Annotated in this window: 8 protein-coding genes; 3 read left to right on the forward strand and 5 right to left on the reverse strand. The window is 61.1% G+C overall.

Going from position 1 to position 12,051, the window contains the following annotated elements:
* Positions 1 to 3: 3 nt before the first annotated feature.
* The 3 genes from ACILSL_RS16245 to ACILSL_RS16255 form a co-directional block, all read right to left on the reverse strand.
* The gene (locus tag ACILSL_RS16245) at positions 4 to 3,183 is read right to left on the reverse strand and encodes an efflux RND transporter permease subunit (protein WP_395733102.1); all 3,180 of its coding nucleotides are present in this window, start codon (positions 3,181 to 3,183) and stop codon (positions 4 to 6) included.
* 34 nt (positions 3,184 to 3,217) lie between these two features.
* Entirely contained in the window at positions 3,218 to 4,372 is a 1,155-nt protein-coding gene (locus tag ACILSL_RS16250; RefSeq protein WP_395733103.1) for an efflux RND transporter periplasmic adaptor subunit, read from the reverse strand.
* A 69-nt stretch (positions 4,373 to 4,441) separates the two neighbouring features.
* Positions 4,442 to 5,038 (reverse strand): TetR/AcrR family transcriptional regulator, encoded by a 597-nt coding sequence (locus tag ACILSL_RS16255; protein ID WP_395733104.1) that lies wholly within the window; start codon positions 5,036 to 5,038, stop codon positions 4,442 to 4,444.
* Between the two features lie 118 nt (positions 5,039 to 5,156).
* Here ACILSL_RS16255 and ACILSL_RS16260 point away from each other — a divergent pair, with 118 nt between their 5' ends.
* Complete coding sequence (locus tag ACILSL_RS16260) at positions 5,157 to 6,629, forward strand: sigma-54-dependent transcriptional regulator (protein WP_395733105.1); 1,473 nt, start codon at positions 5,157 to 5,159, stop codon at positions 6,627 to 6,629.
* Here ACILSL_RS16260 and queC read toward each other — a convergent pair.
* The gene (gene queC, locus ACILSL_RS16265; RefSeq protein WP_395733106.1) at positions 6,611 to 7,273 is read right to left on the reverse strand and encodes a 7-cyano-7-deazaguanine synthase QueC; all 663 of its coding nucleotides are present in this window, start codon (positions 7,271 to 7,273) and stop codon (positions 6,611 to 6,613) included. The genes ACILSL_RS16260 and queC overlap by 19 nt on opposite strands.
* A complete protein-coding gene (gene queF / locus ACILSL_RS16270) occupies positions 7,270 to 7,701 on the reverse strand; it encodes a preQ(1) synthase (protein ID WP_395733107.1) in 432 nt (143 codons plus the stop codon). The genes queC and queF overlap by 4 nt, the downstream gene beginning before the upstream one ends.
* Before the next feature lie 103 nt (positions 7,702 to 7,804).
* Between queF and ACILSL_RS16275 the strand changes: the two genes are divergently transcribed.
* Together ACILSL_RS16275 and ACILSL_RS16280 are read left to right on the forward strand one after the other, a co-directional pair.
* Complete coding sequence (locus tag ACILSL_RS16275) at positions 7,805 to 8,590, forward strand: IclR family transcriptional regulator (RefSeq protein ID WP_395733108.1); 786 nt, start codon at positions 7,805 to 7,807, stop codon at positions 8,588 to 8,590.
* The coding region (locus tag ACILSL_RS16280) for a DUF1553 domain-containing protein (protein ID WP_395733109.1) at positions 8,587 to 12,051 on the forward strand (3,465 nt) is incomplete at its 3' end. The genes ACILSL_RS16275 and ACILSL_RS16280, both read left to right, overlap by 4 nt.

Consider the following 12,051-nt stretch of genomic DNA (forward strand, 5'->3'; position numbering starts at 1 on the left):
GGATCAATGAGGGGCAGGAAGAGCGTCGGCGGGAATTTCAGTGGAAGCAGCGGCAGCCTTTTTCTTCTGCCCCATCATCACCAGCACATAGAACACCGGTGTGAAGAACAGGCCGAGGAAGGTCACCCCGATCATGCCGGCAAACACCGCCGTACCCATGGCGCGGCGCATTTCAGCACCCGCACCTGTGGAAACAACGAGCGGATACACCCCCGCGATGAAGGCGATGGATGTCATCAAAATCGGACGCAGACGCAGGCGGCAGGACTCGATGGCCGCCTCCAGAGGGCTCAGTCCGTGGTCGAATTTCTCCTTCGCAAACTCCACGATCAGGATGGCGTTTTTACAGGCCAGGCCGATCAGCACGATGAAGCCGATCTGTGTGAAGATGTTGTTGTCGCCATGGGTGATCATCACCCCCGCAAGCGCAAACAGCAGGCACAGCGGCACGATCAGAATGATGGCCAGCGGCAGGCGCAGGCTTTCATACTGCGCCGCCAGCACCATGAACACCAGCAGGATGCAGAGCGGGTAAATGTAGATGGCGGTGTTGCCCGCGATGATCTTTTGGTAGGTGAGATCCGTCCACTCGAATTCAAACCCACCCGGCAGGCCGTCCTTGGCCAGATTGGAGATCAGCTCCTCAGCCTGGCCGGAACTCAGCGGCGGCAGCGGTGCGCCGTTCAGGTCGGCGGCCAGGTAGCCGTTGTAATGCGTGACACGGTCCGGGCCGAAACCCTCCTTCACCTTCACCAGCGATCCCACGGAAACCATCTCACCCGCCATGTTGCGCGTCTTGAGCCGTGTGATGTCGCTCGGGTTGTCACGGAACTGCTGCTCAGCCTGCGCGACCACCTGATAGGTGCGGCCAAAGCGGTTGAAGTCATTCACATACAGACTGCCCAGATTGATCTGGAGCGTCTCGAAAAGATTCGCCAGCGGCACGCCCTGAATCTTCGCTTTCTCACGATCCACATCCGCCTCGATCTGCGGCACGTTGACGGTGTAGCCGGAGTAAACCTGCGTAAGTTTCTGAGTGCCATAGGAGGCGCCGACGAGCTTCTGCGTAGCCTGATACAGCGCCGCGTAACCCTGGTTGCCACGGTCCTCCACCATGAGCTTGAATCCACCCGTGGTGCCGATGCCGTTGACGGGCGGCGGCGGGAACATCATCACCATCGCATCCTGAATGGCCATGAATTTGCCATTGAGCGTGTTGGCGATGGCAGCGCCGCTCAGCTCGGGCTTGGTGCGGTCTTCGAAGTTGTCGAGGCCGACAAAGACGATGCCTGCGTTAGGGCTGATGGTGAAACCCTGAATCGACAAGCCGGGGAACGCGATGGCGTCCTTCACACCCGGCTCGTCCATGGCGATTTGGGACATGCGGCGCATGACGTCGTCGGTGCGGTCCAGCGAAGCGCCATCCGGCAGCTGCGCGAAGCCGACGAGGTACTGCTTGTCCTGTCCGGGCACGAAGCCCTCGGGAACGATTTCAAAGCCCTTCCACGTCGCCCACACCAGCCCGCCATAGATGATGACGGCGATGGCGCTGAAGCGGATGATGCGCTTCACAATGCCCACATACACATTGGAGGACCATTCGAAGAAGCGGTTGAACGGCCGGAAGAACCAGCCAAACAGCGCGTCAATGATCTTCGTGAGAATGTCCCGTTTGTCGCCATGCCCCTTCAGCAGCAGGGCGGAAAGCGCCGGAGAAAGCGTGAGTGAATTGATTGCCGAAATGACCGTGGAAATGGCGATCGTGACGGCGAACTGTTTATAAAACTGGCCGCTGAGACCGCTGATGAACGCCGTCGGGATGAAGACCGCGCACAGCACCAGCGCCGTGGCGACGATGGGCCCGGTCACCTCCGTCATGGCCTGCTGGGTGGCCGCCAGCGGCTTGAGGCCGTTCTGGATGTTTCGCTCGACGTTTTCAACGACCACGATGGCATCATCCACCACGATGCCGATCGCCAGCACGAGGCCGAAGAGCGACAGGTTGTTGATGGAAAAGCCGAGTACGTGCATCACCGCAAAGGTGCCGACGAGAGACACCGGCACCGCGGCCAGCGGAATGATCGACGCACGCCAGGTCTGCAGGAAAAGCACCACCACGAGCACGACGAGCAGCAATGCCTCGATGAGCGTGTGAATGACGGCATCAATGGACTTCTCCACGAACACCGTCGGATCGTAGGCGATGGCGTAATCCACGCCCTCGGGCATTTTCTTCTTCAGCTCCGTCATGCGGGATCGCACCGCCTGGGAGACAGCCAGCGCGTTCGCTCCGGGAAGCTGAAACACCCCCATGCCGACGGCACGTTTGTTGTTGAGCAGGGCGCGCAGCGAGTAGTCGCCAGACCCCATCTCGGCACGTGCCACATCACGCAGGCGGAGCTTTTCGCCATTCGGCCCGATTTTGACAATGATCTGGTCAAACTCCTCCTCGCTGATGAGACGCCCTTTGGCATTCACCGTCAGTTCAAACGAGGCATCTTTGGTCGGCTGCTGGCCGATGGTGCCTGCGGCCACCTGGATGTTCTGCTCGCGAATGGCGTTCACAATGTCACCGGAGGTCAGCCCGCGCGCCGCCGCCTTGTCGGGGTCGATCCACACGCGCATCGCGTACTCACCGCCACCGAAGATGTTCACCTGGCCGACGCCCGAGAGGCGCGTCAGTTCGTCCTTCACATTGAGCGTCGCGTAGTTGCGCAGGTAGATTTCGTCATAGCGGTCATTCGGAGACAGCAGATGCACCACCAGCGTCATGTTCGGTGATGACTTCACCGTGGTGACCCCAAAGCGGCGCACTTCTTCAGGCAGCTTCGGCAGCACCTGGGCCACACGGTTTTGCACCTGCATCTGCGCCAGGTCCAGCTCCGTGCCGATCTTGAAGGTGACTGTGAGCGTCATCACACCGTTCGCCGTACTCTGCGATGACATGTACAACATGTTCTCAACACCGTTGATCGTCTGCTCCAGAGGCGAAGCGACCGTTTCAGCAATCGTCTTGGGATTCGCTCCGGGATAGGTGGCGGTCACGATGACCGTCGGCGGCGCGACTTCCGGGTATTCGGAAATCGGAAGCTGAAACAGCGAGATGGCGCCGAGGATAAAGATCAGCAGCGACAGCACGCCCGCAAAAATCGGGCGCGTGATGAAGAAGCGGGATATGTTCATGGAAGCGTGAGAGGGGGGGTGTTTCGCTTCGCGATTACTTGGCCGCCGTTTCCTTGGCCGGCGGAGCTGCTGCCGGCTGCACCGGCATGCCGGGCATCGGCAGACGGGCCTGACCGTTCACAATGATCTTGTCACCTGCCGCCAGGCCGCTGCGGATGATGCGCTTGCCGTCGATGTTTGGCCCGATCACGATGGGCTTGTAAACCGAGAGCGCAGGCGTCTTCGTTTCATCAATCCCAAGCACAAACTTGTTGGCCTGATCGGTGAGGATGCTTTTTTCATCGACCAGCAGCGCCTTGTATTTGCCTGTCATGGGGATGCGGATGCGCGCAAACAAACCGGGGGTGAGCATGTTGTCGGCATTCGAAAACTCCGCACGCAGCACCATGCTGCCGGTGCCTGCATCCAGGCGGTTGTCGAAGGACTCGATATGGCCGTGGTGGGGAAAGTCCTTTTCATTGGAGAGCTGCAGCTCCACGGGCACGCGGCCATCACCATTGGTGAAGGTCGTCTTGTCGCGCTGCATCGCCTGGATCTTGAGCAGGCTGTTTTCGTCGATGTCCGCATACACATAGACGGGGTCCACCGTGACGATGGTCGTGAGCAGCGTGGTCCCCGCAGTGACGAAATTACCGGTGGTCGTGATCGCACGGCTGATGCGCCCGCTGATCGGTGCCTTGACCGAGCTGTGCTCGAACTCGATTTCCGCGCTGTGCTGCGCCGCCTTGGCGGCCTCCAGCCCGGCCTTCGCCTGCAGGTTCATCGACTCACGCGCCTCCGCCTGCTCCGGTGCGATGGCTTTCGCCGCGAGCAGCGTCTGCACACGATCAAACTCACGCTTCATCGCCATGGCATTCGCCTCGGCCCGCGCCACCTCGGCCCCCGTGGAACGCAGCCGGGTCTCAAACGGGCGCTGGTCGATGGTGAACAGCACATCCCCCTTCTTGACCATGGCCCCGGCCTGGAAATGAACTTCGGTGATGTAGCCAGACACGCGGGGCTTCAGCTCCACCGTCTCCACCGGCTCGACGCGCCCCGTGAACTCCTCCCACTCGACGAGTTCTTTCTGCTCAACCGCTGCGAGCGTCACCGGAGCCGGAGGCATCTGACCGCCGCCGTGGCCACCCGCAGGCGGTTTGCCACAGGCGGCGAGGAGCAGGACGAATGGGAGGAGGGTTGGGAGTTTCACGAGGCGCGTTGGTTTTGGGGTGAAAAGTTGACCAGTTGGTTAATTTGAAAGCAAAAAATAGGCATAGCATCAGCCTTTGACGCCGAGAATGATCTTGGCACCGGACTCAAATTCATCCAGGCGACCGAGGTCATTCCACATGCGTGCATGGAGCAGCAGCCCCTCGCTGTAGGCAAACACGATCCGTGCCAGGGCCATGGCATCATGCGTGACAATGCTGCCCTGCGCCTGCGCATCGCGGATGGCGCTCTCGTAATAGAGGATGAACTGGCTCAGAATTTCCTGCAGTTTGTCCCGCAGGCGCTCGTCCACCGTGCTGACCTCCGCCCCCAGCGAATGGATCGGGCAGCCCAGCACCCGGCCATGCTTTTCAAAAAGCTCCTGCTGCTCCTGCCGGAAATTGCGGAAGCAGTTCAGGATGCGCTCCACCGGCGGCACCACAGGGGAAAAGATCTGGTCCAGCTCCTTGCGGTGTTCCATCCAGCCATGGTCGATGGCCGTGAGCGCGAGCTCCGTCTTGGACTCAAAGAAGTGGTAAAAGCTGCCCTTCTTCACCCCTGCCCTTTCGCAAATGTGATCCACCGAGGTGCTGCCGTAGCTGCCCGCCCAGATCAGTTCGATCATCGCTTCAATCAGGCGGTCTTTGGCGGTCGAGGTGCGTCCCATGGCAATTTAGAGTCAGATGGCGAGGTGTAAAGCACACTAGACGATCAGTCAACAATTTTTCCACCTCCTCGATTGCCGCCCGCCTCTTCACCTTCCATAGTGTGCCATTCCTTCACACATGAACGACCAAGCCACAGTTCTGATCGTCGATGACGAAAAGCATACCCGCGATGGCCTGCGCCTCTCGCTGGAGGATGACTTCGACTGCTACGTGGCCTCCAACGCCGCCGAGGCGATGGAATACCTCCGCAATGACCACATCGACGTCATGCTCACCGATCTCCGCCTCGGCGAGGACGACGGCATGAAACTGCTGGATGCCGCCCTGGCCCTGCCCAAGCCGCCCGTCTGCATCATGATGACGGCCTACGGCAGCGTGGACACCGCCGTGGAGGCCATGCGCCGGGGTGCCTACCACTTCGTCACCAAGCCGCTGAACCTGGATGAGGTGGAAATCCTCATCAAGCGCGCCCTGCGCAGCCGCTCGCTGGAGCATGAAAACGTCGCGCTGAAGCAGCAGGTGGAGCGCAAATTCTCCATCGAAGGCATCCTCGGCCAGGCCGAGGTGATGAAGCCCATCCTCGATACGATCCAGCAGGTGGCCCCTTCCCGCGCCACGGTGTTGATCGAAGGCGAAAGCGGCACCGGCAAGGAGCTCGTGGCCCGCGCGATTCACAATCTCAGCGGCCGCCCCAAGGCGAACATCGTCTCCGTGCACTGCGCGGCGCTTTCCCCGCAGATCCTCGAAAGCGAACTCTTTGGCCATGAGAAAGGCGCGTTCACCGGCGCTCAGGAACGGCGCATCGGCCGCTTTGAGCAGGCCAATGGCGGCACCCTCTTCCTGGATGAAATCGGCGAGATCGACGCCAGCACCCAGGTGAAACTGCTGCGCGCCCTCGGCGAGCAGACCATCGAACGTGTCGGCAGCAGCAAACCGATCTCCATCGACGTCCGCGTCATCGCCGCCACGAACCGCAACCTCGCCAAGATGGTGGAGGAGGGCAAATTCCGCGAGGATCTCTACTGGCGTCTGCGCGTGGTCACCATCCAGCTCCCGCCGCTGCGCGCCCGCAAGAGCGACATCTCCGTGCTGGCGGACCACTTCCTCAAGGAGCTCGCCAAAGCCAACGGCAAGACCTACAAGCCGCTCGGCGAAGACGCCCTGCCGGCGATGATGAATTACGACTGGCCCGGCAACATCCGCGAGCTTCGCGCCGCCATCGAGCACGGCGTGGTCATGAGCAACAGCAACCGCGTCATGCTCAAGCACCTGCCCTCCTACCTGCTCAATCCGCATGGTCTGGGCATCGGCTTGCGCGCGCCGTCATTGATCGCCTCGAAGGATGCCGCCAATGCAACCGCGGCAACCGCTGCCGATCCCGACATCAAGCCGAAGAGCGATCTCGACATCACCGAGGCCGAGCACCAGCTCATCCTCACAGCCCTCCAGCGCAGCGGCAACAACCGTACCGTCGCCGCCGAAATGCTCGGCATGAGCCGCCGGACCCTCCAGCGCAAGCTCAAGGACCTCAACATGGTGCGCACCCACCGCCGCCGCATCACGACGCCGGCTCAGACCTCCGACTCATAAACCGTCGGGTCGTGGAGGCCCGCGAGCACAAAGGCCTCAATGCGCTCCACACACGTGCCGCACTTGCCGCAGTGCAAGTCCCCCCCCTTGTAGCACGACCACGTTTTGCCGTAGTCCACTCCCAGCGTGTCTCCCAGCTTGGCGATGCCCGCTTTGTCGCGATGAATGAAGGGACGCAGCAGCTCGATATGAGCATAGGTGCCCTCACGCATCGCCGCCGCCATGCTTTGCATGAAGTCTTCGCGGCAGTCGGGATAGATCATGTGATCCCCCGCATGCGCTGCGATGACCAGCGCCTCGGCACCGCAGCTTTCCGCCAGCCCGCAGGCGATGGAAAGCATGATGCCGTTGCGAAACGGCACCACGGTCTTCTTCATGTTCTCGTCCGCATAGTGCCCCTCGGGAATCGTTCCGCCGGATTTCAGCAGGTCGGAGGCAAAGTGCTGGTTCATGAACCCAAGGTCGATGATGTCGTGCTTCACCCCGAGGTGGGCGCAATGCCACGCCGCCAGCGGAATCTCGCGGTGATTGTGCTTGGCGCCGTAGTCAAAACTCACCGCGCCAACGATCTCATCCTCATGGCGCGCCCAATATAGGGCCGTCACGGAGTCCATCCCGCCGGAGAGCAGCACGAGCGTTTTCATTCCGGCAGTCTCAGGGTTTCTTCCAGATCTGGATACCGAGCCTCACAGGTGAGCTGAATGCCACCCCGTGCGCCAAATTTCCCGCGCACCACCACCTGCTTCGGCGCACACGCTTTCACGATATCGTCCAGCACGCGGTTCACGATCGCCTCATTGAAGGACGCGTGATTGCGATACGAGGCCAGATAAAACTTCAGCGACTTCGTTTCCACGCAGGTCGCATCCGGGATGTAGAGAATCTCCAGATGTGCCGAGTCCGGCTGCCCGGTCACGGGACAGATGGAGCTGAATTCCGGGGCGCTGAGGTGAATACGGTAGTTCCGCCCGGGCGTGCGGTTGGGAAACGTCTCCAGCACCGCCACATCCGGCGAGGCTGGCAGGCGGTTTTCAGAACGTCCGAGCAATGTGAGGTCTTTTTCCTGACTCATGTCCCCGCAGAATGCGGGAGAGCGCGGAGAATGCAATCGGGATGAACATCAGATCCAGATTGGGCGATAGTTTTCCAAATGTGGGAACGTTTCTAAATTCAGAATGCTCAAAGAAGCCGCCATCCCACTCACTGACGACACGCTCGCGCCCGGCACGGAGCGCACGCTCGCCATCCTCGAACTCCTCGGCCGCCACCGCGCCGGACTCAGCCTCACCGAGATCGCCCGCGAGCTCGATCTGCCGGTCAATTCCGTCTTCCGCATCACCGGCACCCTTCACAGCCGCGGCTACCTGCAGCGCCGTGAGGACGACAAACGCTTCGTGCTCACCAACAAGCTCTTCGACCTCTCCCGCCCGGTGGTGCGTGAGAAAAGCCTCGTGGTCTGCGCCTTGGAATCCCTCAAATGGCTGCGCGATGAAACCGGCGAGACCACGCAAATCCTCGCCAGCGTGAACCACAAGATGACCGTGCTGGAGCAGTGCATCTCCTCGCAGCCGATCAAGGTCAGCAGCACCGTCGGCCTGCAGGTGCCCATGTACTCCTGCGCACCCGGCAAGGCGGTGCTCGCTCATCTGCCACCCGCAGAGCTGGAGAAATTCTTCGCCGCCGTGCAGCTCAAACAGTTCACGCCCACCACGCTCGCCACCCCTGAGTCGCTCGAAACCGACCTGGCGAAAACGCGCAAGCGAGGCTTTGCCACGGACATCGCCGAAGGACTCGAAGGCATCCACTGTGTCGCCGCAGCCATCTTGGACGAATACCACTACCCCGTCGCCGCCATCACCGTCATGTCCCCTTCCTTCCGCCTTAAACGCGATCAGTTCGACAAGGCCGGCAAGCTCTGCCTCGAAGCCGCAGCCACCATCACCCGGAGGCTCCTGGCATGAACAAGGCTCTCGTCACTCTCTCCGCCGTGCTTCTTTGCGGCAGACTTTTCGCAGCACCGACTCCCGCGCAGATCGATTTTTTCGAAGCGAAGATCCGCCCCATCCTCGCGCAGGAATGCTATGAGTGCCACAGCAGCGGCACCAAGAAAAAAGGCGGCCTTGTGCTCGACTCCCGCCCCGGCTGGCAGGCGGGCGGTGAATCCGGTGATGTCATCAAACCCGGCGATCCCGACGGCTCCCTGCTCCTGCAAACCATCAAGCACCAGCACGAAGACATCAAGATGCCCAAAGCCGGGGCCAAGCTCGATGACAAAGTGATCGCTGACTTTGAGCAGTGGATTCGCGACGGCGCGGCCGACCCCCGCGACACCGCGCCCTCCAAGGCCGAAATCGCCAAGGAAACCGACTGGAAGAGCATCCTCGACCGTCGCAAGCAGTGGTGGTCCTTCCTGCCCGTCTCGAAGCAGCCAGCGAACAAAACCATCGATGACTACATCGACACCGAACTCGCCAGACAGGGCATTCCCGCGGCGCCTCCCGCCGATGCGCAGACGCTGCGCCGCCGCATGAGCTACATCCTCACCGGCCTTCCCCCTTCAGGCAATCAGAGCGTCGATGACCTGCTTGCGTCCCCGCACTTTGGCGAAAAGTGGGCCCGTCACTTCATGGACTGGGTGCGCTACGCTGAAAGCTACGGCTCCGAGGGCGATCCCGCCATCCCTTATGCATACCAGTACCGCGACTACCTCATTCGCGCCTTCAATGCAGACGCACCCTATCCGCAGCTCGTGAAGGAAGCCATCGCCGGCGATCTCCTGCCAAATCCGCGCATCAAGAACGGTCTCAACGAAAGCGCCATCGGCATCGCCCAGCTCCGCATGGTGCTGCATGGTTTCTCGCCCGTCGATTCACTCGATGAAATGGTGACCTTCACGGACAATCAGATCGACACCGTCACCAAGGCATTTCAGTCCCTCACGGTGAGCTGCGCCCGCTGCCACAACCACAAGTTTGACGCCATCTCCCAGGCCGATTTCTATTCCCTCTACGGCATCTTCACCAGCACGCATCCAGCCGTCATTGATGTGAACGCCCCCGGCACGGGCAAAGCGGAGCGTGAAGAACTCGCGAAGCTCAAGCAGCAGATCAAAGACGCGGTGGCCGCACACTGGCTCAAGACAGCCACCAAGCTCACCATCAGCGAGAACACCGAATCCACTCACCCTGGCCTGGGCAAACTGCAGTGGTTTACCAATGGCGTCAGCCTCACCAAGGCAGGCGAATTTTCCATCGCGCTCGAAGGCGAGAATGCAGTGTCGCGGATTCACCCCGGCGGTTATTTCAGCGACCTGCTCAGCACGAAGGAACGCGCCGTGCTTTTCTCCAACCGCTTCAAATGCGAAGGCGGCACGTTGTGGGTCCGAGTGGCAGGCAATGGTGGCGTGAAGGCCAAGTATGTGGTGCAGAACTACCCGCGCACCGGCACCATTCACAAAGCGGTCGTCCTCAGCGATGCCAAGGATGAAAAGCTCGGCTGGCGCTCTCTCGATCTCGAATTCTGGAAGGGCGATGAAATCTTCATCCAGATCACCACCGCCGCCGACCTGCCCGCTGAGTTCAACAAGGATGCACGCTCATGGTTCGGCCTCACCGATGTCGTCCTCACCCAGGACAAAGCATCGCCCTCTGCCGAAGCACGCGTTCAGTTCGCCGCCAGCGATCTCATTCAGTCCTGGCAGAAAGACACACTGACTGACACACAGGCAGAGGTGCTCAACCGCCTCATACAAACCGGCAAGCTGCCCAACCAACTCACCGATCTTCCCGAGGCGGCAAAGCTGGTGGAGCGCTATCGCGAAATCGAAGCCCGCCTGCCCGCGCCCACCCGCGTGCCCGGCGTCATCGAGGCCGATGCCAAAGACGCCCCGCTGTTTGTCCGTGGTGATCACAAACAACCCGCTGACATCGTCCCGCGCCGCTTCCTCGATGCCCTGGATCCCACCCCCTTCAACACCAAGGGCAGCGGGCGTTTGCAACTAGCCGAGCACATGGCGGACATGAAGAACAACCCGCTCACCGCGCGCGTCATCGTCAACCGCCTCTGGCATCATGTCTTTGGTCGTGGTATCGTCGCCAGCGTCGATAACTTCGGCAAGCTCGGCGATCTGCCCACTCATCCCGAACTGCTCGACTTTCTCGCGCAGCGTTTCATCGACAGCGGCGGCTCCATCAAAGCCATGCTGAAGCTCATCGTGAGCTCCAAAGCCTTCCAGCGCAGCGCGCTTGCCTCGGACATCGCCCTGCAAAAAGACCCCGAGAACAAGCTGCTGAGCCACTGGAGCATCCACCGCCTCGAAGCCGAGGCCATTCGCGATTCCATCCTCACGCTGACCGGCAAGCTCGAACCCGAGCTCTACGGTGAACCCGCCGCCAGCAACGCGCCGCGCCGCAGCGTCTATGTGAAGGTCATTCGCAACGCGCTCGACCCATTCCTCACCACCTTCGACTCCCCCGTGCCCTTCGCCACCCGTGGCAAGCGCGACACCACCAACGTCCCCGCGCAGTCCCTCACCCTGCTCAATGACAACAACGTCATCCGCTGGTCCCGTGAATGGGCGCTGCGCTCCAGCAAGACCGATGCCGAAACGCGTGTGAAACAAATGTTCCATGAAGCCTTCGCCCGCGAAGCCACCGCGGATGAGGTGAAGCAAAGCCTCGCCTACCTCGCCGCCTTGCAGAATGAGAACAACGTCCGTGCGAAAGAACTCGCCGTTCAAGAGCAGGCAGTTGCCGACCTGAACCGCCAGATCACCGCCATCCTTGATCCCGCACGCATCAAGCTGCAGTCCGAGCGCAAACTTCCCACCGTCCCCGTCAACACACCTGAACCACTGGCCGAGTGGACCTTCGACAAGGATGCCAAAGACACCAAGGGGCGCATGAATCTCGAACTCGTCGGCAATGCCCGCATCGAAAAAGGTGCGCTCATTCTTGATGGCAAGTCGATGGCACAATCCGGCTCACTGCCGAAGAAAGTCAAAACCAAAACCCTCGAAGCCTGGGTCATGCTCGACAACCTCGCCCAGCGCGGCGGCGGCGTGGTCACGGTGCAGCACAAAGACGGAGTGCTGTTTGACTCCATCGTCTTCGCCGAAAAGACCCCGCAGCACTGGGTCGCCGGCAGCAACTTCTTTGACCGCAGCGAACTCTTTGAAGGCACCGCCGAAACCGAAGCCACCACCCGCCCGGTGCATGTCGCCGTCGTCTATCAGCCCGATGGCACCATCAGCGGCTACCGCGATGGCAAACCCTACGGCCGCACCTACCGCAAAGCTCCCGCAGCCACCTTTGAAGCCGAGGCCTCCCAGGTCCTCCTCGGCTGCCGACATGGCTCCCCCGCCGGCAACAAAGGCCTCACCGGCCGCATCTTCCGCGCCCGCCTTTATGATCGCGCCCTGACT

It is taken from the genome of Prosthecobacter sp. (genome assembly GCF_044222345.1).
Classification (GTDB): Bacteria; Verrucomicrobiota; Verrucomicrobiia; order Verrucomicrobiales; family Verrucomicrobiaceae; genus Prosthecobacter.

What these genes read in the sequence shown, in the direction of transcription:
- ACILSL_RS16245 (WP_395733102.1), bottom strand. Translation starts at nt 3,183, where the DNA reads ATGAACATATCCCGCTTCTTCATCACGCGCCCGATTTTTGCGGGCGTG.
- ACILSL_RS16255 (WP_395733104.1), bottom strand. Translation starts at nt 5,038, where the DNA reads ATGGGACGCACCTCGACCGCCAAAGACCGCCTGATTGAAGCGATGATC.
- ACILSL_RS16260 (WP_395733105.1), top strand. Translation starts at nt 5,157, where the DNA reads ATGAACGACCAAGCCACAGTTCTGATCGTCGATGACGAAAAGCATACC.
- queC (WP_395733106.1), bottom strand. Translation starts at nt 7,273, where the DNA reads ATGAAAACGCTCGTGCTGCTCTCCGGCGGGATGGACTCCGTGACGGCC.
- queF (WP_395733107.1), bottom strand. Translation starts at nt 7,701, where the DNA reads ATGAGTCAGGAAAAAGACCTCACATTGCTCGGACGTTCTGAAAACCGC.
- ACILSL_RS16275 (WP_395733108.1), top strand. Translation starts at nt 7,805, where the DNA reads ATGCTCAAAGAAGCCGCCATCCCACTCACTGACGACACGCTCGCGCCC.